Origin of the sequence: Pseudomonas sp. NPDC077649 (assembly GCF_044542855.1) — a bacterium.
GTDB lineage: Bacteria > Pseudomonadota > Gammaproteobacteria > Pseudomonadales > Pseudomonadaceae > Aquipseudomonas.
On record NZ_JBITVF010000005.1, the window covers coordinates 32,535 to 52,266 of the forward strand.

Consider the following 19,732-nt stretch of genomic DNA (forward strand, 5'->3'; position numbering starts at 1 on the left):
CATGGCAAAACCTGCTGCTCGTACTCGTAAGAAAGTCAAAAAGACGGTGGTCGATGGCATCGCCCACATCCACGCGTCTTTCAACAACACCATCGTGACCATCACCGACCGTCAGGGCAACGCCCTGTCCTGGGCTACCTCGGGTGGTTCGGGTTTCCGCGGCTCGCGTAAGTCTACTCCGTTCGCTGCCCAGATCGCCGCCGAGCGCGCTGGTCAGGCTGCACTGGAGTACGGCCTGAAGAACCTCGACGTGAACGTCAAGGGCCCGGGTCCGGGTCGCGAATCCGCTGTGCGTGCTCTGAACGCCTGCGGCTACAAAATCGCCAGCATCACCGACGTGACGCCTATCCCGCACAACGGGTGCCGTCCGCCGAAGAAGCGTCGCGTGTAAACAGGAGACAGTGAGAAATGGCTCGTTACATTGGTCCCAAGTGCAAACTGTCTCGCCGTGAAGGCACCGATCTCTTCCTGAAGAGCGGTGTTCGCGCGCTTGAATCTAAGTGCAACATCGAAGCAGCTCCCGGTATTCACGGTCAGCGTCGCGGTCGCCAGTCCGACTACGGCACCCAGCTGCGTGAGAAGCAGAAAGTCCGTCGTATCTACGGCGTGCTGGAGCGTCAGTTCAGCGGTTACTACAAGCAAGCTGCCAGCCAGAAGGGCGCCACCGGCGAAAACCTGCTGCAGCTGCTGGAATGCCGTCTGGATAACGTGGTTTACCGTATGGGCTTTGGCGCTACCCGTGCCGAATCCCGTCAGCTGGTTTCGCACAAAGCAATCAGCGTCAACGGTCAGACCGTAAACGTACCGTCCTATCAGGTTAAAGCTGGCGACGTCGTTGCTGTTCGCGAGAAATCGAAGAACCAGCTGCGCATCGTTCAGGCTCTTGAGCTCTGCGCCCAGCGTGGCCGCGTTGAGTGGGTCGAAGTAGACGCCGAGAAGAAGTCTGGTGTGTTCAAGAACGTACCGGCTCGTGGCGATCTGTCCGCTGACATCAACGAGAGCCTGATTGTCGAGCTCTACTCCAAGTAAGGGCTAGAAAATAGGTGCATCCATGCAGATTTCGGTAAATGAGTTCCTGACCCCCCGCCACATCGATGTGCAGGAGGTCAGTTCGACCCGCGCCAAGATCACCCTCGAGCCTCTCGAGCGTGGTTTCGGCCATACCCTGGGCAATGCGCTGCGTCGCATCCTGTTGTCCTCCATGCCTGGCTGTGCAGTAGTCGAGGCCGAGATCGACGGTGTACTCCACGAGTACTCCGCGATCGAAGGTGTGCAGGAAGATGTCATCGAGATCCTGCTCAACCTGAAAGGTCTGGCTATCAAGCTGCACGGCCGTGACGAAGTGACCCTGACTCTGGCTAAGAAGGGCCCGGGCGTCGTTACCGCTGCCGATATTCAGCTGGATCACGATGTCGAAATCGTCAATGGCGACCACGTCATCGCTAACCTGGCCGCCAATGGCGCGCTGAACATGAAGCTCACCGTAGCTCGTGGTCGCGGCTATGAGCCGGCTGACGCGCGTCAGAGCGACGAGGACGAAAGCCGCAGCATCGGTCGCTTGCAGCTGGATGCTTCGTTCAGCCCTGTGCGTCGGGTTGCTTACGTGGTGGAAAACGCCCGTGTCGAGCAGCGCACCAACCTGGACAAACTGGTCATCGACCTGGAAACCAACGGTACCTTGGACCCCGAAGAGGCCATCCGTCGTGCCGCGACCATCCTGCAGCAGCAGCTGGCCGCGTTCGTCGACCTCAAGGGTGACAGCGAGCCGGTGGTGGTCGAGCAGGAAGACGAGATCGATCCGATCCTGCTGCGTCCCGTCGATGACCTGGAACTGACCGTACGTTCGGCCAACTGCCTGAAAGCAGAGAACATCTACTACATCGGCGACCTGATTCAGCGCACCGAAGTAGAGCTGCTCAAAACCCCGAACCTGGGCAAGAAATCCCTGACCGAAATCAAGGATGTTCTGGCCTCTCGCGGTCTGTCCCTCGGTATGCGCCTCGACAACTGGCCGCCGGCAAGTCTGAAGAAAGACGATAAGGCCACTGCCTGATCGTCATCATCACCGAACGAACAAGTTTGGTAAGGAATTGAACCATGCGTCATCGTAAAAGTGGCCGTCACCTCAGCCGCACCAGCGCTCACCGCAAGGCCATGTTCCAGAACATGGCGGTCTCGCTGTTCGAGCACGAGCTGATCAAAACTACCCTGCCGAAAGCCAAGGAACTGCGTCGCGTTGCCGAGCCGCTGATCACCCTGGCCAAGGAAGACAGCGTTGCCAACCGTCGTCTGGCCTTCGACCGTACCCGTTCGAAAGCCATCGTCGGCAAGCTGTTCAACGACCTGGGCAAGCGCTACGCCACCCGTAACGGCGGCTACCTGCGCATCCTCAAGTGCGGCTTCCGCGCTGGCGACAACGCTCCGATGGCCTACGTTGAACTGGTCGACCGTCCGGTCGGTGGTTCGGTAGAAGCTGCCGAGTAAGTTGCTGGTTGTACGAAAAACCGGGCCTTGCGCCCGGTTTTTTGTTGCCCGTGATTCGTCGAGTCGGAAATCAGCGCCCTGGGGGTGTGAATATTTTTCCGCACGTCGTGTTTGATATTGTGTACGAGATTGGGCTCGGGTAAGGTTCGGCGGTCTTTGATTCGCCGGCTCGCCGGCCCCAATAAGAACAACTGCCGATCATGTCCGAACCTACCGCTCTGAGTCTTATCCCTCCTGCCGTCGTCCTGACCCTGGCCATCTGGCTGCGTCGTCCCATCCTCGCCTTGCTGATCGGTGCTTGCAGCGGCCTGCTGTTGCTGTCGCCGCAAGACGCCATGGGCAGCTTCGCCGATATTTCGCTGAAGGTGATGCAGGACGAAACCATTGGCTGGCTGATCCTGGTGTGCGGCAGCTTCGGCGCGCTGATCGCCCTGCTGGTGCGTACCGGCGGCGCCCTGGCGTTCGGTCGTGCCGCGCTGAAGCTGGCCAAGGGCCGGCGTTCCTCGCTGCTGATGACCTTCGTCCTCGGCGTGGTGATCTTCGTCGACGATTACCTCAATGCCCTGACCGTGGGCGAGACCATGAAGCGCGTCACCGACCGCTTCATGGTTTCCCGCGAGAAGCTGGCCTACGTGGTGGACTCCACCGCCGCGCCGATCTGCGTGCTGGTGCCGCTGTCGACCTGGGCGGTGTTCTTCGGCGGCCTGTTGGAGAACAACGGCATCGCCGAGACCGGGCAGGGCATCGGCGTGTACGTCCAGGCCATTCCCTACATGCTCTACGCCTGGGCCGCGGTGCTCCTGGTGCTGCTGGTGGCCGCCGGCCTGTTCCCCGATATCGGCCCGATGCGCAGGGTCGAGATGCAGGCGCGCCACGGTTCGGCCGGGGCCATGCACGTGGGCGAGTTGAGCGCCGAGCACAACTACGCGATGAAGTCGCTGGAGGAGGAGTTCGAAGGCGCCGACAAGGAGGGCGGCAAGCTGCACAACTTCCTGGTGCCGCTGGCCATGCTGGTGGGCTTTACCGTCTACTTCGACATCGACGTGTGGATGGGCATGATCGCCACCATGCTGCTGACCCTGCCGTTCTACCTGCTGCAGCGCCTGATGCCGCTGACGGAGATGCTCGATCAGATGGTCGACGGCTTCAAGACCATGCTGCCGGCCATCGGCATCTGCGTCGCCGCCTTCATCTTCAAGGACGTCTGCGACCAGCTGATGCTGCCGCAGTACGTGGTCGAGAGCCTCAAGCCCTACATGACCCCGCAGATGCTGCCGGCCATGGTGTTCCTGTGCATGGCGGTACTGAGCTTCGCCACCGGCTCGTCCTGGGGCATCTTCGCCGTGACCATCCCCATCGTCATGCCGCTGGCCTATGCGCTGGGCGCGGACATCCCGCTGGTGATCGGCGCGCTGATGTCGGCCTCGGCCTTCGGCAGCCAGGCCTGCTTCTACAGCGATTCCACGGTGCTGGCGGCGCAGGGTTCCGGCTGCGATCTGATCAGCCATGCCGTCACCCAGCTGCCCTATACCCTGATCGCGGCCGGCGTGGCGTTCGTCGGCTTCATCCTCGTGGCCTGAGCCTGCTGCAGGTATGGAAGAACGGGCCCCAGCGGCCCGTTTTTTTATGCGGCTCTTGAAAGAAAATAACTATCGAGTCGTTACGCTCCATGCATTGGTTCGCCTGGCGAAGCGGGTCTAGGCTTGTTCCATCGTCGGCCGCAGTCGATGGGACCGACCCGATGAGAAAAAGGAGAGAAGCATGTCGAACCAAGGTAAATGCCCGTTCAACCACGTCGCTGGCGGCGGCACGACCAACCGGGATTGGTGGCCGAACCAGTTGCGTGTGGATCTGCTCAATCAACATTCGGAAAAGTCCAACCCGCTGGGCGCGAAGTTCAACTACGCCGAAGAATTCAAGAAGCTCGACTACAAGGCGCTGAAGGCCGACCTGGTCAAGCTGATGACCGACAGCCAGGACTGGTGGCCGGCTGACTTCGGTCACTACGGCCCGCAAATGATCCGCATGGCCTGGCACGCCACTGGCACCTATCGCATCACCGACGGCCGCGGCGGTGGCGGTCGTGGTCAGCAGCGCTTCGCCCCGCTGAACTCCTGGCCGGACAACGTCAACATCGACAAGACCCGCCGCCTGTTGTGGCCGATCAAGCAGAAGTACGGCCAGCAGATCTCCTGGGCCGACCTGCTGGTGCTCGCCGGTAACGTCGCGCTGGAGTCCATGGGCTTTCGCACCTTCGGTTTCGGCGCCGGCCGCGAGGACGTGTGGGAACCGGATCTGGATGTCAACTGGGGCGCCGAGATCGCCTGGCTGGGCGTCGACCCGGAGCGGGTCACGGATGATCGCGAGCTGGCGGCGCCGTTCGGCGCCACCCACATGGGCCTGATCTACGTCAACCCGGAAGGGCCGAACGCCAGCGGCGACTACATGCTGGCGGCCAAGGACATTCGCGCCACCTTCAACCGCATGGCCATGGACGACGAGGAAATCGTCGCCCTGATCGCCGGCGGCCACACCTTCGGCAAGGCCCACGGCGCCGCGCCGGAATCGCACAAGGGGCCGGAGCCGGAGGCGGCGCCGATCGAGGCGCAGGGCCTGGGCTGGATCAGCGATTTCGGCAGCGGTCACGGCAAGGACACCATCTCCAGCGGCATCGAGGTCACCTGGACCAAGACCCCGGCGCTGTGGAGCAACAACTTCTTCGAGAACCTGTTCAAGTACGAGTGGGAACTGACCAAGTCGCCGGCCGGCGCCAAGCAGTGGGTGGCCAAGGACGCCCCGGACATCATTCCGGACGCCCATGTGCCGGGCAAATTCCACAAGCCGACCATGCTCACCACCGACCTGACCCTGCGTTTCGACCCGGAGTTCGGCAAGATTTCCCAGCGTTTCCTCAATGACCCGCAAGCCTTCGCCGAGGCCTTCGCCCGCGCCTGGTACAAGCTGACTCACCGCGACATGGGGCCGAAGGCCCGCTACCTCGGCCCGGAAGTGCCGAAAGAGGACATGATCTGGCAGGACCCGCTGCCGGCCGCCACGCATAACCCCAGCGCCGCCGACATCGCCGATCTCAAGGCGAAGATCGCCGCCTCCGGGCTGTCGGTGGGCGACCTGGTGTCGGTGGCCTGGGCCTCGGCCTCGACCTTCCGCGGCGGCGACAAGCGCGGCGGTGCCAACGGTGCGCGTCTGGCCCTGGCGCCGCAGAAGGATTGGCCGGTCAACCAGCGTGCGATCAAGGCGCTGGCCAGGCTGGTGGAGATCCAGAAAGCCTCGGGCAAGGCCTCGCTGGCCGATGTCATAGTGCTGGCCGGTAACGTCGGCGTGGAGCAGGGCGCCAAGGCGGCCGGGGTGGCGGTCGACGTGCCCTTCGCCCCCGGACGGGTCGATGCGCGCCAGGATCAGACCGACGTCGAGTCCTTCGCGGTGCTCGAGCCCCTCGCCGACGGTTTCCGCAACTACAGCCAGGGCAAGCTGGGTGTGCCGACCGAGGCCATGCTGATCGACAAGGCGCAGCTGCTGACCCTGACGGCGCCGGAGCTGACCGCGCTGGTCGGCGGCCTGCGCGTGCTCGGCGCCAACCACGACGGCGGTGCCCATGGCGTGTTCACCGACCAGGTCGGGGTGCTGTCCAACGACTTCTTCGTCAACCTGCTGGACATGGGCATCGAGTGGAAGCCGGTGGATGGCGGCGCGGAAGTGTTCGAGGGCAAGTGCAGCAAGAGCGGTCAGGTGAAATACACCGGCACCCGCAACGACCTGATCTTCGGTTCCAACTCGGTGCTGCGCGCCTATGCCGAGGTCTATGCCAGCGCCGACGGCAAGGCGAAGCTGGTCAAGGACTTCGTCGCCGCCTGGACCAAGGTGATGAACCTGGATCGTTTCGATCTGGCCTGAACCGTTGCCGGTGGCGCGCCATCCGGCGCTTCACCGGCGACATCCGATCCACCCAGCGGCGCCTCCCTCGTGGAGGCGCCGTGCGTTTCGCTTGACCGCGACAGGCGGCCGGCGGAGCATTCGCCCATTTCACGGCTGCAACAAGGACCACCGGCATGAAGGGCCATATCGAAGTCATCGATTACCTCAAGCAACTGCTCAAGGGCGAGCTGGCCGCGCGCGACCAGTACTTCATCCACTCGCGCCTGTACGAGGACTGGGGCTTCACCAAGCTCTACGAGCGGATCAACCACGAGATGGAGGAGGAGACCCAGCACGCCGATGCGCTGCTCAAGCGCATCATCTTCCTCGAAGGCGTGCCGGACATGGCGCCGAATGCCTTCACCTACGGGCAGACCGTGCCCGAGGCGCTGAAGCTGGACCTGGCCCTGGAGTACGAGGTGCGCGCGGCCCTGAGCAAGGGCATCGCGCTGTGCGAGAAGCACCAGGACTACCAGAGCCGCGACATCCTCCTGACCCAGCTCAAGGACACCGAGGAAGACCACGCCTACTGGCTGGAGATCCAGCTGCAGCTGATCGACAGGCTGGGGCTGGAGAAGTACCTGCAGAGCCAGATGTAAGCTGTGCCCATTAACCCAAGAGCCCCGCATGTGCGGGGCTCTTGGGTTTCAGGCGCGCTCGCGTTCCAGCAGCGGCTTGAGGAAGTGCCCGGTGTGCGACGCCGGGTTGGCCGCCACCTCTTCCGGGGTGCCGGTGGCGATGATCATGCCGCCCTTGGAGCCGCCCTCGGGGCCGAGGTCCACCAGCCAGTCGGCGGTCTTGATCACGTCCAGGTTGTGCTCGATCACCACCACGGTGTTGCCGTGGTCGCGCAGGCGGTGCAGCACGTCGAGCAGCTGCTGGATATCGGCGAAGTGCAGGCCGGTGGTCGGCTCGTCGAGGATATACAGGGTCTTGCCGGTGTCGCGCTTGGACAGCTCGCGACTCAGCTTGACCCGCTGCGCCTCGCCGCCGGACAGGGTGGTCGCGCTCTGCCCCAGCTTGATGTAGGACAGGCCGACGTCCATCAGCGTCTGCAGCTTGCGGGCGATGGCCGGCACGGCGTCGAAGAAGGTGCGCGCCTCCTCGATGGTCATGTCGAGCACCTCGGTGATGCTCTTGCCCTTGTACTTCACTTCCAGGGTTTCGCGGTTGTAGCGCTTGCCCTTGCACACGTCGCAGGGCACGTAGATGTCCGGCAGAAAGTGCATCTCCACCTTGATCACGCCGTCGCCCTGGCAGGCCTCGCAGCGTCCGCCCTTGACGTTGAAGCTGAAGCGCCCCGGGCCGTAGCCGCGCGAGCGCGATTCCGGCACGCCGGCGAACAGTTCGCGGATCGGGGTGAACAGCCCGGTGTAGGTCGCCGGGTTGGAGCGCGGTGTGCGGCCGATCGGGCTCTGGTCGATGTCGACCACCTTGTCCAGGTGCTGCAGGCCGTCGAACGAGTCGTGGGCCGCGGCTTCCAGGGTGGTGGCGCCGTTCAGCGCGGTGGCGGTGAGCGGGAACAGGGTGTTGTTGATCAGGGTCGACTTGCCCGAGCCGGACACCCCGGTGACGCAGGTGAGCAGGCCGACCGGGATCTCCAGGTCGACATTGCGCAGGTTGTTGCCGCGCGCGCCCTTGAGCTTGAGCTGCTTCTTCTTGTCGCGCGGGGTGCGCGTGGCCGGATAGCGGATCCTCTCGCGGCCGGAGAGGTACTTGCCGGTCAGCGAATCGGCATGCGCCATGACCTCGTCCGGGGTGCCCTCGGCGACGATGCGCCCGCCGTGTACGCCGGCGCCGGGGCCGATGTCCACCACGTAGTCGGCCAGGCGGATGGCGTCCTCGTCGTGCTCGACCACTATCACCGTATTGCCCAGGTTGCGCAGGTGGGTGAGGGTGCCCAGCAGGCGCTCGTTGTCGCGCTGGTGCAGGCCGATGCTGGGCTCGTCGAGGATGTACATCACCCCCACCAGGCCGGCGCCGATCTGGCTGGCCAGGCGGATGCGCTGCGCCTCGCCGCCGGACAGGGTGTCGGCGCTGCGGTCCAGGGTCAGGTAATCGAGGCCGACGTTGACCAGGAACTGCAGGCGCTCGCGGATTTCCTTGAGGATCTTCTCGGCGATCTCGCCGCGCCGGCCGGTCAGGTGCAGGCTGCCGAAGTAGTCGCAGGCGTCGCCCACCGGCAGGCCGCTGACCGCCGGCAGGGTCTTCTCGCCGACCCAGACATGCCGCGCCTCGCGGCGCAGGCGGGTGCCGCGGCAGTCCGGGCAGGGCTGGGTGCTGAGGAACTTGGCCAGCTCCTCGCGCACGCTGGCCGACTCGGTCTCGCGGTAGCGTCGCTCGAGGTTGGGGATGATGCCCTCGAAGGGGTGCGAGCGTTTGACGATGTCGCCGCGGTCGTTGAGGTACTTGAAGTCGACGTTTTGCGTACCGCTGCCGAACAGGATGACCTTCTGATGCTCGGCGGCCAGGTCGTCGAACGGCTGCTCCAGGCTGAAGCCATAGTGCGCAGCCAGCGAGCCGAGCATCTGGAAGTAGTAGACGTTGCGCCGGTCCCAGCCGCGGATCGCGCCCTCGGCCAGGGTCAGCTCGCCATTGACCAGGCGCTTGGCGTCGAAGAACTGCTTCACCCCCAGGCCGTCGCAGGTCGGGCAGGCGCCGGCAGGGTTGTTGAAGGAGAACAGCTTGGGTTCCAGCTCGCTGATCGAGTGACCGCAGTGCGGGCAGGCGAAGCGTGCGGAGAAGATGATCTCGTCGCCTTCTTCCTCGTCCATCGGCGCGATCAGGGCGATGCCGTCGGCCAGGCCGAGGGCGGTCTCGAAGGATTCGGCCAGGCGCTGCTGCAGGTCCTCGCGCACCTTGAAGCGGTCCACCACCACGTCGATGGAATGCTTCTTCTGCTTGTCCAGCTTGGGCAGCTCGTCCAGCTCATGCAGCTTGCCGTTGACCCGAGCGCGGACGAAGCCCTGCGCGCGCAGCTCCTCGAACACCGACAGGTGCTCGCCCTTGCGCTCGCGCACCACCGGCGCCAGCAGCATCAGCTTGCGTCCTTCCGGCAGGGCGAGGACCTGGTCGACCATCTGGCTGACGGTCTGCGCCTCCAGCGGCACGTCGTGGTCCGGACAGCGCGGGATGCCGACGCGGGCGTAGAGCAGGCGCAGGTAGTCGTAGATCTCGGTGATGGTGCCGACGGTCGAGCGCGGGTTGTGCGAAGTGGACTTCTGCTCGATGGAGATGGCCGGGGAGAGGCCCTCGATGGTGTCGACGTCGGGCTTCTCCATCATCGACAGGAACTGCCGGGCGTAGGCCGACAACGACTCCACGTAGCGGCGCTGGCCCTCGGCGTAGAGGGTGTCGAAGGCCAGCGACGACTTGCCCGAGCCGGACAGGCCGGTGATCACGATCAGCTTGTCGCGCGGCAGGGTCAGGTCGATGTTCTTCAGGTTGTGGGTGCGCGCACCCCGGATCAGAATCTTGTCCACTTACAGCGGCCTCGCGTGGCGGGCAGAAACCGGCGAGTATAGGGCCTGTTGCGGTCTGGCCGCGACCTGCATCGCCGCTTGCCGAACGACCTGTGCGTGCACCCCGGCTGCGCCCTGCGGCAATTCGCGTGCCTGTGCCGCCTGCGCCTTCGCTGCTAGAATCGCCGGCTGATTTTCACGGGACTTTTTCCATGCACGATCCGCACAGCGAGCGCATGAGTGGCGGCGAAGCCCGCGCGGCCGGTGGCCTGGCGCTGGTGTTCGCGTTCCGCATGCTGGGCATGTTCATGGTCCTGCCGGTGCTGGCCACCTACGGCATGGACCTGGCCGGCAGTACCCCGGCGCTGATCGGCCTGGCCATCGGCGCCTACGGTCTGACCCAGGCGCTGCTGCAGATTCCCTTCGGCATGCTCAGCGACCGCATCGGCCGCCGCCCGGTGATCTATGCCGGGCTGCTGATCTTCGCCGCCGGCAGCATGCTGGCGGCCAATGCCGATTCCATCTGGGGCGTGATCGCCGGCCGCGTGCTGCAGGGCGCCGGGGCCATCTCGGCGGCGGTGATGGCGCTGCTCTCGGACCTGACCCGCGAGCAGCACCGGACCAAGGCCATGGCCATGATCGGCATGAGCATCGGCCTGTCGTTCGCCGTGGCCATGGTGCTCGGCCCGCTGCTGACCCGCGCCTTCGGCCTGGCCGGGCTGTTCTGGGCCACCGCGGCGATGGCGCTGCTGGGCATCCTGATCGTCGCCGGCCTGGTGCCGAGGAACGCCGGGCCGCTGCAGCACCGCGAATCCGGGGTGGCGACGCAGGCGCTGTGGCCGACCCTCAAGCACGCCGACCTGCTGCGCCTGGATTTCGCCATCCTGGCCCTGCACGCGGTGCTGATGGCCAGCTTCGTCGCCCTGCCGCTGGCGCTGGTGGAGCAGGGCGGGCTGGCCAAGGAAGAACACTGGTGGGTCTACCTCACCGCGCTGCTGATCGGCTTCTTCGGCATGGTGCCGTTCATCATCTACGCCGAGAAGAAGCGCCAGATGAAGCGCGTGCTGCTCGGCGCGGTGGCGGTGCTGCTGCTCTGCGAGCTGTATTTCGCCCTGTTCGGCAGCAGCCTGCGCGCGCTGGTGCTGGGCACCGTGCTGTTCTTCACCGCGTTCAACCTGCTGGAGGCCTCGCTGCCGTCGCTGGTGAGCAAGGTGGCGCCGGCCGGCGGCAAGGGCACGGCGATGGGCGTGTACTCCACCAGCCAGTTCCTCGGCGCCGCGCTGGGCGGCATTCTCGGCGGCTGGCTGTACCAGCAGCATGGCCTGGAGGGCGTGTTCATCGGCTGTGCGGCGCTCTGTGCAATTTGGCTGGCCATTGCTGTTACTATGCGCGAACCGCCGTATGTGACCAGCCTGCGCCTGCCGCTCGACGCCGCGGCACTGGCCGATGTCGGACTGGTCGAACGCCTGAAGGCTACGCCGGGAGTGGCGGATGCCGTGGTGGTGGTCGACGAAGCGGCCATCTATATCAAAGTGGACACCCAACAAGTGGATCGCACGTCCCTGGAACGCCTGATTGCAGCGGCGCCAGCGGCGTGCCGAGCCTAGGAGAACGTTATGGCCCGTGGGGTTAACAAAGTCATTCTGGTCGGCACCTGCGGCCAGGACCCGGAAACGCGCTACCTGCCCAGCGGCAACGCGGTCACCAACCTGAGCCTGGCCACCAGCGAGCAGTGGACCGACAAGCAGACCGGGCAGAAGGTCGAGAAGACCGAGTGGCACCGCGTCGCCCTGTTCGGCAAGGTCGCCGAGATCGCCGGCGAGTACCTGCGCAAGGGTTCGCAGGTGTACATCGAAGGCAAGCTGCAGACCCGCGAGTGGGAAAAGGACGGCATCAAGCGCTACACCACCGAGATCATCGTCGACATGCAGGGCACCATGCAGCTGCTCGGCGGCCGCCCGAGCGGTGACGAGGGCGGTGCGCCGCGCCAGTCGCGCCCGGCCCCGCAGCGTGAGCCGCAGCAGGCGCCGCGTCAGGAGCGCGCCGCGCCGCAACAGCAGGCCCAGCCAGCGCCGGACTACGACAGCTTCGACGACGACATCCCGTTCTAAGCGGAGCGGGCTCTAGCCTATGCGAATGCGCCTGATGCTGCTGGGCGGTGGTAGTGCCCTGGGGCAAGCGCTGATCCGTCTCGGCGCCGAGGAAGACATCGGCTTCCTCGCGCCCAGGCCGCCCGAGGCGGGCTGGGATGCCGCCAGCCTGACCCAGTTGCTCGATGACACCCGCCCGGATGCCCTGGTCAATCTGGCCTACTACTTCGACTGGTTTCAGGCCGAAGCGGTGGCCGAGGCGCGCCTGGCCACCCAGGAGCGCGCGGTCGAGCGGCTCGCCGAACTCTGCCAGCATCACGCCATCGTCCTGCTGCAACCTTCCAGCTACCGGGTGTTCGACGGCTCGCGGGCTACGGCCTACAGCGAGAAGGAGGAACCGATTCCGCTGGGGTTGCGCGGCCAGGCGCTGTGGCGGCTGGAGCAGAGCGTGCGGGCGATCTGTCCGCGGCATGTGCTGCTGCGCTTCGGCTGGCTGCTCGACGACAGCCGCGAAGGCCTGCTCGGGCGCTTTCTGCAGCGCGCCGAGCGCGACGACGCGCTGTATTTGGCCGACGACCGGCGTGGCAACCCGACGCCGGTGGACGATGCCGCGCGGGTGATCCTCGCCGTGCTCAAGCAGCTCGACTGCGAATCGCCCTTGTGGGGCACCTACCACTACGGCGGCCACGAGGCGAGCACCTCGCTGAGCCTGGGCCAGGCGGTGCTGAGCGAGGCGCGCCATTACCGCAGCAACCTGGTCGAGGACATCGCGCCGCAGGCCCACGCCGCCCGCCCGGACGCCGCCGACGAGCCGCAGCACGCAGTGCTGGCCTGCAAGAAAATCCTTCACACCTTCGGCATCAAGCCGCGCGCCTGGCGTGCCGGTCTGCCGAGCCTGCTGGACCGCTATTACCGTCATGGCTGAAATTCTCGTAACCGGCGGTGCCGGCTTTATCGGCTCGCACCTGGTCGATGCCCTGCTGGCCGCCGGTCACGGCGTGCGCGTGCTGGACAACCTGTCCATGGGCAAGCGCAGCAACCTGCCGCTGGACAATCCGCGCCTGCGCCTGATCGAGGGCGATGTCGCCGATGCCGAGGTCGTTGCCCAGGCGGTGGCCGGGTGCGCGGCAGTGGCGCACCTGGCCGCGGTGGCCTCGGTGCAGGCCTCGGTGGACGACCCGGTGGCCACCCACCAGAGCAACTTCGTCGGCACCCTCAACGTCTGCGAGGCCATGCGCCGGCACGGCGTGCGCCGCGTGCTCTATGCCTCCAGCGCGGCGGTCTACGGCAACAACGGCGAAGGCCAGGCCATCGACGAGGACACCGCCAAGGCGCCGCTGACCCCCTACGCGGTGGACAAGCTGGCCAGCGAGCAGTACCTGGATTTCTACCGCCGCCAGCATGGTCTGGAACCGGCGATCTTCCGCTTCTTCAATATCTACGGTCCGCGCCAGGATCCGTCCTCGCCCTATTCCGGGGTGATCAGCATCTTCACCCAGCGCGTGCAGCAGGGCCTGCCGATCAGCGTGTTCGGCGACGGCGAGCAGACCCGCGACTTCTTCTACGTCGGCGATCTGATCGGGCTGCTGGTCCAGGGCCTGACCGGCGCGCAGGTCGACGCGCAGCCGGCCAACGTCGGCTGGAACCAGGCGGTCAGCCTCAACCAGTTGCTGGCGGAGATCGGTGCGCTCTGTGGCGGCCTGCCGCCGGTGAGCCATCTGCCGGCGCGCGCCGGCGATATCCGTCATTCCCGTGCCGACAACCGCCGCCTGCAGGCGCAGTACCGCCTGCCGCCGCCGACGCCGCTGCGCGAGGGGCTCAGGCGTCTGCTCGCCTTGTAGCCCCTGGAATGAAAGAAGCCGGCTGATGCCGGCTTCTTTCGTTGCAGGACGGCTTAGAACTTGTAGCCCAGGCCGACCATGTACACGAAGGGGTCGACATCCACGTCGACCTTGACCTTGTCGCCGGCCAGGTGGGTGGTGCCGGTGGTGTCGATGTCGATGTAGCGCACCTGGGCGTTGAGCATCAGCTGGTCGCTCAGCATGTAGTCCATGCCCACCTGGCCGGACAGGCCCCAGGAGTCCTTCAGGTCCAGGCCGCTGAAGCCCTTGGCTTCGGCCTCGCTGCTCAGCTCGGTGTCGAAGAACCAGGTGTAGTTGATGCCCAGGCCGACGTAGGGCTGGAAGGTCGAGGCCTTGTCCAGCGGGTAGTAGACGGCGCTGAGGGTCGGCGGCAGGTGCTTGAGGCTGCCCAGCTTGCCGTTCAGCCCGGCGAAGGCACCCGGCATGCCCTTGACGCCGACGTCGTGGCTGAACGGGGTGGCCGCCAGCAGTTCGATGCCCAGGTGGTCGGTGAGCATATAGGCGAAGTTCAGGCCCAGCTGGGTGTCGCTGTCGAGGGTGGCGCCGCTGCCGGGGACCTTGCCCAGCACGGCGTGATCGATGTTGCCGCTGTCTTCGCGCGGATCGACGGTGGCGGCGCCGGCGCGCACGATTATGTCGCCGGCCTGGTGGGCCTGCGCCAGGGGTGCGGCGATGGCCAGGGCCAGCAGGGAGGCGGTGAACAGCGACTTGTGCATAGTGAACTCCAATCGAGTCGGCGGATGTCTGGGTTGGAATAAATGCTAAGCCATGCATCGATTGGCTCTTTGATCCAGCTCAATGGATGAGCGGGTTATGCGCGCGGCGATTTGTCCATTGCTTCGATTGTACTTTGCAGATGATAATGTTTCTCTTTTTGCAGCAAGCCCGTCTGTCGAGGACCTTCTCCGCATGAATCGCTTCCCCCTTCGCTCCCTGGCCGTCGCCCTGATGCTGGCCAGCGGTTCGCTGGCTGCCGCGCCGCTGGATGCCGCACTGGACGAGAGCCAGCGCCTGGCCGCCGAGGCCAAGGCCTCCCAAGGCCGCGTCGAGCAGCTGGACGATGCCAGCCGCGAAATGCTCACCGAGTACCGCAATGCCTTGCAGCAGGCTGAGGCATTGAAAGGTTATAACAGTCAGCTGCGTGACCTGGTCGAAGCGCAGCGCCAGGAACTGGCCAGCTACCAGCAGCAGCTGGACGGCATCGAACGCACCCAGGAGGCGGTCAGCCCGCAGATGGTCAAGATGGTCGAGGTGCTCGGCCAGTTCATCGCCGCCGACCTGCCGTTCCTTCCCGAAGAGCGCGAGGATCGTCTGGCCCAGCTGCAGGATCTGCTGCCGCGCGCCGACGTCAGCCTGGCCGACAAGTACCGGCGCATCCTCGAGGCCTACCAGATCGAGAGCGACTACGGCCGCACCCTGGAAGCCTGGCGCGGCGAGCTGAGCCAGGCCGACGGCGACTCGCGCAGCGTCGAATTCCTCCGCCTGGGCCGCAGCATGCTCTATTACCAGACCCTCGACGCCCACGAGAGCGGCTGGTGGAACCCGCAGGCCCAGGCCTGGCAGGTGCTCGACGGCGGCGCGCGGCGTCCGCTGACCCAGGCCATCGCCATCGCCCGCCAGCAGCAGGCTCCCGCCGTGCTGTCCCTGCCGATCAAGACCCTGGCCGAGGAGGCCGCCCAATGAGTCGTCGTGTTGTAGCCGTACTGGCGCTCAGCCTGTTGCCGGCGCTGGCCGCCGTAGCCGAAACCCTCAGCCCCGATCAACTGTTGCAGCGCATCCGCAGCGAGCGCGCCGCCGAAGTCAGCGCCATGCAGGAGCGCGAGCAGGTCTTCCTCGCCACGCGCGGCGAGCAGGCGCAACTGCTCGCCGCCGCCCGCTCTGCACTGAACCTGCAGAAGGCCGAGGCCGAGCGGCTGAAGGCCGAGTTCGACCGTCAGGAGGCCGAGCTGGCCGAACAGGAAAAACTCCTGGCGCAGCGCGTCGGCCACCTCGGCGAGCTGTTCGGTGTGGTCCGTCAGAGTGCCGGCGACGTTGCCGGGCAGTGGCAGGACAGCCTGCTCAACGCCCAGTACCCCGAGCGCCTGAAGCGTCTCAAGGCACTGGCCGAGAGTCGCTCGCTGCCGTCTGCCGAAGACCTCGACGGCTACTGGATGCTGCTGCTCGAAGACCTGGCCGCCAGCGGCCGCATCGAGCGCGTGCAGCTGCCGGTGGTCGCTGCCGATGGCTCGCGCAGCGAGCAGCAGGTGCTGCGCGTCGGCGCCTTCGCGGTCTACGGCGAGGACGCCTTCCTGCGTTACGACGCCGACGCCGGCGAGCTGGTGGCGCCGCCGCGGCAACCCTCCGGCCTGGGCCAGGTCGAAGACTACCTGGACAGCCGCGACGCCCTCGCCACGCTGCCCATCGACCCCAGCCGCGGCAGCCTGCTGGCGCAGCTGCAGCAGCAACCGACGCTGTGGGATCGCCTGCAGCAGGGCGGCCTGGTCGGTTGGGTGATCGTCGTGCTTGGCGTGTTCGGCCTGCTCCTGGCGGCCTGGCGCATGGTCTACCTGGGCCGCGTCGGCAGCGGCGTCAAGGCGCAGATGCACGACCTCAGCGCACCGCGGGGCGACAACCCGCTGGGCCGGGTGATCGGCGTGCTGGGGCCGAAGCCGCAGCTGGCCGATCTGGAAACCCTGGAGCTGAAGCTGGACGAGGCGATCCTGCAGGAGACCCCGCCGCTGGAGAAGGGCCAGGGCCTGCTCAAGCTGCTCGCCGCGGTGGCGCCGCTGCTCGGCCTGCTCGGCACCGTGACCGGCATGATCGTCACCTTCCAGGCCATCACCCAGAGCGGTGGCGGCGACTCGCGGCTGATGGCCGACGGCATCTCCCAGGCGCTGGTGACCACCGTGCTGGGTCTGGTGGTGGCCATCCCGCTGCTGTTCCTGCACAGCCTGCTGGCCAGCCGCAGCAAGGGCCTGATCCAGATTCTGGAGCAGCAGAGCGCCGGCCTGATCGCCCTGCACCTGTCGGGAGCGCCGCGCCGTGACTGAGCTGTTCGCCTTCTGGCTGCACCTGGTCGACAGCGCCCATGCGCTGCGCGACTTCATGGGCGCCGGCGGCGTGGTGATGTGGGCGCTGGCCGCGCTCTGCGTGGTGTTCTGGACCCTGGTGTTCGAGCGCTTCTGGTACATGCGCAGGATTTTCCCGCGCTGGGTGCAGGAGCGCCGCGAGGCCTGGCAGCAGGTGCTGGCCGACGACACCGGCAACTGGCAGCGCGCGGTGCGCGCCGCCTGGCTGGCCCAGGCCCGCCAGCAGCTGGCCGCGCCGCTGCGCCTGAGCAAGACCTTGGTGGCACTCTATCCGCTGCTCGGCCTGCTCGGCACCGTGGTCGGCATGATCGCGGTGTTCGACGTGCTCGCCCTCAACGGCACCGGTAACCCGCGCGGCATGGCCGCCGGCGTCTGGCAGGCGACCCTGCCGACCATGGCCGGCATGGTCCTGGCCATTCCCGGATTGTTCAGCCTGGCGCGCCTCGAGCGCGAAGCCAGCCAGGCCATCGAGCGGCTGGCCGACCAGCTGCGTCACGACTGAGATCGCCCAACATGAGAATGCGTCGTCACCACCAGCAGGACGAAGACACCGGCATCGACCTCACGCCGATGCTCGACGTGGTCTTCATCATGCTGATCTTTTTCATCGTCACCAGCTCCTTTATCCGCGAGTCCGGCGTCGAAGTGCAGCGCCCGCAGGCGGAAACCGCCAACCCGCAGGACAAGGGCAACATCCTCATCGCCGTCACCGCCGACGGCCAGGTGTGGATGGACAAGCAGCCGGTGGACATCCGCAGCGTGCGCGCCCACGTCGAGCGCATGCGCGTCGACCAGCCGGAAGGCGCGGTGGTGGTGCAGGCCGACCAGGACGCCCGCACCGGCCTGGTGGTGCAGGTCATGGACCAGGCGCGCCTGGCCGGCGTGCAGGACGTGGCGCTGGCCGCCGGTAGCGGAGTCAACTGATGCGCCTGCCGCTGTCCTTTCTCGGCGCCTGCCTGATGGCCCTGGGCCTGTTCGCCCTGATGCTCTATATGGTCGCCCCGCCCCGCGCCAAGCCGAGCGAAGAGCCGGTCAGCGTGGCCAACTTCGTGCGCATGGACGGCAACGCCAGCGAGACGGCCAGCCGCTCCCGCCAGCAGGCGCCGCAACCGCCGCAGCCGCAGACCCCGCAGCCGCCGACGCCGCCCACCCCGCAGACGGCCACGCCGAGCGCCAAGCTGCCGGCCCTGGATATCCAGCTGCCCAGCCTGGCCAGCGGCATTGCCGTCAACAGTGCGCCGGCGCCGAGCCTGTCCGGCCTGGCCCCGGGCGCCCCGGCGCCGACGCCGCCGAGCACCGCGGCCGAGTCCGGCGGGCAGATGGGCGGCATGGAAAGCGAAGTGATGCCGCTCAACGACGTGCGCCCGGACTACCCGCGCTACGCCCTGCAGCGCGGCATCGAAGGCTTCGTCAAGCTGGCCTTCACCATCAACCGCTCCGGCAACGTGGAGAACATCCGCGTGCTGGAAGCCAGCCCGCGCAACGTGTTCGAACGCGAGGCGCGCCGCGCCGCCGCGCGCTGGCGCTTCGCGCCGCGCACCGAAGGTGGCCTGGCGGTGGATCGCGAGGCGGTGAAAACCCTCTACTTCCGTCTGCAAAGGAGCTGACCATGTACCGTTGGTTGTTGCTCGTGATGCTCAGCGCTGCGGCCGTGCCCGGCATGGCCCAGCAAACCATCGACCCGGCCGTGTTCCGCGCCCTCAACGCCGCACAGGCGGCGCAGCAGAAGGGCGATCACGGCGCGGCGCGCCAGGCGCTGGAGGCCGCCGAGGCCAAGAGCGGCAGCCTCGAAGAGGCGCTGATCTGGCGCAGCCAGGCCTATGTGGCCTGGTCGGCCGGCCACAACGGCCAGGCCATCGACTGGCTGGACAAGGCCGTGCGCAGCGGCAAGCTGGACGAGCAGATGCTCGCCGGCGAACGCCTCAACCTGGCCAAGCTCAACCTCGGCGAGCGCCGTTTCGCCAAGGTCGTCGAGCTGCTGGCGCCGGAGCAGGGCAAGGCCTCCGAAGAAGTGCTGCAGATGCTGGTGCAGGCCTATCAGGGCCTGAACCAGCCGGCCAAGGCCTTGCCGCTGGCCGAGCGTTATGTACAGGCCAACCCCAAGGCCGGCGAGATCTGGCTGCAGTTTTTGGTCGGCGCCAACGCCGACCTCAAGCGCTATGCCCAGGCCGAGCGCTGGCAGCGCCAGCTGCTGGCACGCAAGCCGGACGACGCCAAGGGCTGGCGCCAGTTGGCCGGGCTGCAGCAGATGGCCGGCAGCCAGGACAAGGCGCTGGCCACCCTGCGTGCGGCGCACAGCAAGGGCCTGCGTTTCAGCGAGGCGGAGCTGGACAACCTGGTGCTGCTCGCCGGCGCAGCGGATCAACCCTGGCAGGGCGCCAAGCTGCTCGCCGGCATGCTCGACAGCGGCCTGCTGGCCAACACCGCGGCGCGCCAGGAGCGTCTGGGCCTGTTCTGGTGGCAGGCGCGCGATCGCGCCGCAGCGGTGCGCGTGCTGCGCCCACTGGCCGAGCGCAGCGGCAACGGCAAGCACTGGCTGTACGTCGCTCAGCTGGAGCTGGAGCAGGCGCGCTGGCAGGCCGGCCTGGAGGCGCTGGCGCGTGCCGAGCGCAGCGGCGCCGAACGCAGCAAGGTGCGCTCCTGGCGCCAGTGGGCGGAAAGCGAGCTGCGCTTCGAACAGGAAAACCGAGTCGCCAGTCGTAGCTAGGCCAGCGACCCTTGGGGGCGCCGTACGCAGCGCGGCGAGGGTTTCGCGGCTAAAGCCGCTCCTACACCGGCGCTAGCGCAGCCTGTGCCAACGAAAAAGCCAGACCCTGGGGTCTGGCTTTTTCGTT

19 protein-coding genes are annotated in these 19,732 nt (G+C 66.6%); 17 read left to right on the forward strand and 2 right to left on the reverse strand.

What is annotated here, in order from left to right; genetic code table 11:
• Position 1: 1 nt before the first annotated feature.
• The 7 genes from rpsK (at position 2) to bfr (ending at position 7,016) form a co-directional block, all read left to right on the forward strand.
• Complete coding sequence (rpsK, locus tag ACIGFL_RS15960) at positions 2-391, forward strand: 30S ribosomal protein S11 (protein ID WP_003243933.1); 390 nt, start codon at positions 2-4, stop codon at positions 389-391.
• Positions 392-408: 17 nt separating this feature from the next.
• Positions 409-1,029: a 30S ribosomal protein S4 gene (rpsD, locus tag ACIGFL_RS15965; protein ID WP_021444322.1), complete on the forward strand. Its 621-nt coding sequence runs from the start codon at positions 409-411 to the stop codon at positions 1,027-1,029.
• Between the two features lie 22 nt (positions 1,030-1,051).
• The gene (locus ACIGFL_RS15970) at positions 1,052-2,053 is read left to right on the forward strand and encodes a DNA-directed RNA polymerase subunit alpha (protein ID WP_021444321.1); all 1,002 of its coding nucleotides are present in this window, start codon (positions 1,052-1,054) and stop codon (positions 2,051-2,053) included.
• 44 nt (positions 2,054-2,097) lie between these two features.
• Positions 2,098-2,484, forward strand: coding sequence for a 50S ribosomal protein L17 (rplQ, locus tag ACIGFL_RS15975; RefSeq protein WP_003243945.1), 387 nt, complete (start codon positions 2,098-2,100; stop codon positions 2,482-2,484).
• Positions 2,485-2,684: 200 nt separating this feature from the next.
• Entirely contained in the window at positions 2,685-4,064 is a 1,380-nt protein-coding gene (locus ACIGFL_RS15980; RefSeq protein WP_397497822.1) for a Na+/H+ antiporter NhaC family protein, read from the forward strand.
• Positions 4,065-4,245: 181 nt separating this feature from the next.
• A complete protein-coding gene (katG, locus tag ACIGFL_RS15985) occupies positions 4,246-6,396 on the forward strand; it encodes a catalase/peroxidase HPI (protein ID WP_397497823.1) in 2,151 nt (716 codons plus the stop codon).
• 155 nt (positions 6,397-6,551) lie between these two features.
• Positions 6,552-7,016, forward strand: coding sequence for a bacterioferritin (bfr, locus tag ACIGFL_RS15990; protein WP_021444318.1), 465 nt, complete (start codon positions 6,552-6,554; stop codon positions 7,014-7,016).
• Between the two features lie 48 nt (positions 7,017-7,064).
• Here bfr and uvrA read toward each other — a convergent pair whose 3' ends face one another.
• Positions 7,065-9,899 carry an excinuclease ABC subunit UvrA gene (gene uvrA, locus ACIGFL_RS15995; protein ID WP_397497824.1) on the reverse strand — a complete coding sequence of 945 codons (2,835 nt, stop codon included), beginning with the start codon at positions 9,897-9,899 and terminating at the stop codon, positions 7,065-7,067.
• 191 nt (positions 9,900-10,090) lie between these two features.
• Here uvrA and ACIGFL_RS16000 point away from each other — a divergent pair, with 191 nt between their 5' ends.
• Genes ACIGFL_RS16000 through ACIGFL_RS16015 form a run of 4 tightly spaced genes read left to right on the forward strand, consistent with a single transcriptional unit; the run spans position 10,091 to position 13,809 of the window.
• On the forward strand, positions 10,091-11,485 hold the full coding sequence (locus ACIGFL_RS16000; RefSeq protein WP_397497825.1) for an MFS transporter: 1,395 nt from the start codon (positions 10,091-10,093) through the stop codon (positions 11,483-11,485).
• 9 nt (positions 11,486-11,494) lie between these two features.
• Positions 11,495-11,989 carry a single-stranded DNA-binding protein gene (locus ACIGFL_RS16005; RefSeq protein WP_122108904.1) on the forward strand — a complete coding sequence of 165 codons (495 nt, stop codon included), beginning with the start codon at positions 11,495-11,497 and terminating at the stop codon, positions 11,987-11,989.
• A gap of 19 nt (positions 11,990-12,008) precedes the next feature.
• On the forward strand, positions 12,009-12,893 hold the full coding sequence (locus ACIGFL_RS16010) for a sugar nucleotide-binding protein (RefSeq protein ID WP_397497826.1): 885 nt from the start codon (positions 12,009-12,011) through the stop codon (positions 12,891-12,893).
• Complete coding sequence (locus tag ACIGFL_RS16015) at positions 12,886-13,809, forward strand: NAD-dependent epimerase/dehydratase family protein (RefSeq protein WP_397497827.1); 924 nt, start codon at positions 12,886-12,888, stop codon at positions 13,807-13,809. Before ACIGFL_RS16010 ends, ACIGFL_RS16015 begins: the two co-directional genes overlap by 8 nt.
• 53 nt (positions 13,810-13,862) lie before the next feature.
• Here ACIGFL_RS16015 and ACIGFL_RS16020 read toward each other — a convergent pair whose 3' ends face one another.
• A complete protein-coding gene (locus ACIGFL_RS16020; protein ID WP_397497828.1) occupies positions 13,863-14,546 on the reverse strand; it encodes an OmpW family protein in 684 nt (227 codons plus the stop codon).
• A 193-nt stretch (positions 14,547-14,739) separates the two neighbouring features.
• On the opposite strand from ACIGFL_RS16020, the gene ACIGFL_RS16025 reads away from it, so the two are divergent.
• From ACIGFL_RS16025 to ACIGFL_RS16050, 6 genes are read left to right on the forward strand one after another with little or no spacing between them, the layout of a single operon-like run.
• The gene (locus ACIGFL_RS16025) at positions 14,740-15,513 is read left to right on the forward strand and encodes a DUF3450 domain-containing protein (protein ID WP_397497829.1); all 774 of its coding nucleotides are present in this window, start codon (positions 14,740-14,742) and stop codon (positions 15,511-15,513) included.
• The gene (locus ACIGFL_RS16030) at positions 15,510-16,859 is read left to right on the forward strand and encodes a MotA/TolQ/ExbB proton channel family protein (protein WP_397497830.1); all 1,350 of its coding nucleotides are present in this window, start codon (positions 15,510-15,512) and stop codon (positions 16,857-16,859) included. The genes ACIGFL_RS16025 and ACIGFL_RS16030 overlap by 4 nt, the downstream gene beginning before the upstream one ends.
• Positions 16,852-17,400: a MotA/TolQ/ExbB proton channel family protein gene (locus ACIGFL_RS16035; RefSeq protein WP_397497831.1), complete on the forward strand. Its 549-nt coding sequence runs from the start codon at positions 16,852-16,854 to the stop codon at positions 17,398-17,400. Before ACIGFL_RS16030 ends, ACIGFL_RS16035 begins: the two co-directional genes overlap by 8 nt.
• A gap of 11 nt (positions 17,401-17,411) precedes the next feature.
• Positions 17,412-17,822 (forward strand): biopolymer transporter ExbD, encoded by a 411-nt coding sequence (locus ACIGFL_RS16040; RefSeq protein WP_031303020.1) that lies wholly within the window; start codon positions 17,412-17,414, stop codon positions 17,820-17,822.
• A complete protein-coding gene (locus ACIGFL_RS16045) occupies positions 17,822-18,505 on the forward strand; it encodes an energy transducer TonB (protein ID WP_397497832.1) in 684 nt (227 codons plus the stop codon). Before ACIGFL_RS16040 ends, ACIGFL_RS16045 begins: the two co-directional genes overlap by 1 nt.
• Positions 18,506-18,507: 2 nt before the next feature.
• Positions 18,508-19,605 carry a tetratricopeptide repeat protein gene (locus tag ACIGFL_RS16050; RefSeq protein WP_397497833.1) on the forward strand — a complete coding sequence of 366 codons (1,098 nt, stop codon included), beginning with the start codon at positions 18,508-18,510 and terminating at the stop codon, positions 19,603-19,605.
• The last annotated feature ends 127 nt before the right edge of the window (positions 19,606-19,732 follow it).

Coding starts and splice junctions, on each gene's coding strand:
- ACIGFL_RS15970 (WP_021444321.1), top strand. CDS start 1,052: ATGCAGATTTCGGTAAATGAGTTCCTGACCCCCCGCCACATCGATGTG.
- ACIGFL_RS16050 (WP_397497833.1), top strand. CDS start 18,508: ATGTACCGTTGGTTGTTGCTCGTGATGCTCAGCGCTGCGGCCGTGCCC.
- bfr (WP_021444318.1), top strand. CDS start 6,552: ATGAAGGGCCATATCGAAGTCATCGATTACCTCAAGCAACTGCTCAAG.
- ACIGFL_RS16030 (WP_397497830.1), top strand. CDS start 15,510: ATGAGTCGTCGTGTTGTAGCCGTACTGGCGCTCAGCCTGTTGCCGGCG.
- ACIGFL_RS16040 (WP_031303020.1), top strand. CDS start 17,412: ATGAGAATGCGTCGTCACCACCAGCAGGACGAAGACACCGGCATCGAC.
- ACIGFL_RS16000 (WP_397497825.1), top strand. CDS start 10,091: ATGCACGATCCGCACAGCGAGCGCATGAGTGGCGGCGAAGCCCGCGCG.
- ACIGFL_RS15980 (WP_397497822.1), top strand. CDS start 2,685: ATGTCCGAACCTACCGCTCTGAGTCTTATCCCTCCTGCCGTCGTCCTG.
- ACIGFL_RS16005 (WP_122108904.1), top strand. CDS start 11,495: ATGGCCCGTGGGGTTAACAAAGTCATTCTGGTCGGCACCTGCGGCCAG.
- ACIGFL_RS16045 (WP_397497832.1), top strand. CDS start 17,822: ATGCGCCTGCCGCTGTCCTTTCTCGGCGCCTGCCTGATGGCCCTGGGC.
- rpsD (WP_021444322.1), top strand. CDS start 409: ATGGCTCGTTACATTGGTCCCAAGTGCAAACTGTCTCGCCGTGAAGGC.
- ACIGFL_RS16020 (WP_397497828.1), bottom strand. CDS start 14,546: ATGCACAAGTCGCTGTTCACCGCCTCCCTGCTGGCCCTGGCCATCGCC.
- ACIGFL_RS16025 (WP_397497829.1), top strand. CDS start 14,740: ATGAATCGCTTCCCCCTTCGCTCCCTGGCCGTCGCCCTGATGCTGGCC.
- katG (WP_397497823.1), top strand. CDS start 4,246: ATGTCGAACCAAGGTAAATGCCCGTTCAACCACGTCGCTGGCGGCGGC.
- rpsK (WP_003243933.1), top strand. CDS start 2: ATGGCAAAACCTGCTGCTCGTACTCGTAAGAAAGTCAAAAAGACGGTG.
- rplQ (WP_003243945.1), top strand. CDS start 2,098: ATGCGTCATCGTAAAAGTGGCCGTCACCTCAGCCGCACCAGCGCTCAC.
- ACIGFL_RS16010 (WP_397497826.1), top strand. CDS start 12,009: ATGCGAATGCGCCTGATGCTGCTGGGCGGTGGTAGTGCCCTGGGGCAA.
- ACIGFL_RS16015 (WP_397497827.1), top strand. CDS start 12,886: ATGGCTGAAATTCTCGTAACCGGCGGTGCCGGCTTTATCGGCTCGCAC.